Annotated in this window: 1 protein-coding gene; it reads right to left on the reverse strand. The window is 35.1% G+C overall.

Going from position 1 to position 539, the window contains the following annotated elements; all coding sequences use genetic code 11:
• On the reverse strand, nt 1-539 hold a 539-nt coding region (locus tag AZI32_RS17610), incomplete at both ends, for an amino acid--tRNA ligase-related protein (RefSeq protein WP_345968974.1).

Here is a 539-nt window from a genome sequence, read left to right on the forward strand (position 1 = left end):
ATTAAGTTCAGAGAAAGCATTTGCTAACTCCCACTTATTAGCGAAAGCTTCAAATCTATCTGTTCTTCTCGGATCCTCTACGTTTCTCTTAGCAAGTGGAGAAACTTCTACTGGATGATGAGTTATAAATGTAGGTTGAATTAACTTATCTTCACCAAATTCTTCGAATAAAGCGTTGATAACTTCTCCTCTTCTCATACCAGGAGTTATTTCTATACCTTTTTCTTTAGCTACTTCTAATGCTTCTTCATCAGTATCTATAGTAGCGAAGTCTACTCCAGCATACTCTTTTACACATTCTTCCATAGTCATTCTTCTCCATGGAGGTGTAAAGTCTATTTCTGTTCCTTGATAATCTATTTTCATGCTTCCAGTTGCAGCTTCAGCCATATGAGCTATTACATTTTCAGCTATTTCCATCATATCTGTATAATCTGCATATGCTTGGTATAATTCTATAGCAGTATACTCAGGGTTATGTTTAATTGACATACCTTCATTTCTAAACATTCTTCCCATTTCATACACCTTATCAAACC

This window comes from Clostridium sp. ATCC 25772 (genome assembly GCF_001573875.1).
In the GTDB taxonomy this organism is placed as follows: Bacteria; Bacillota; Clostridia; order Clostridiales; family Clostridiaceae; genus Clostridium_J; species Clostridium_J senegalense.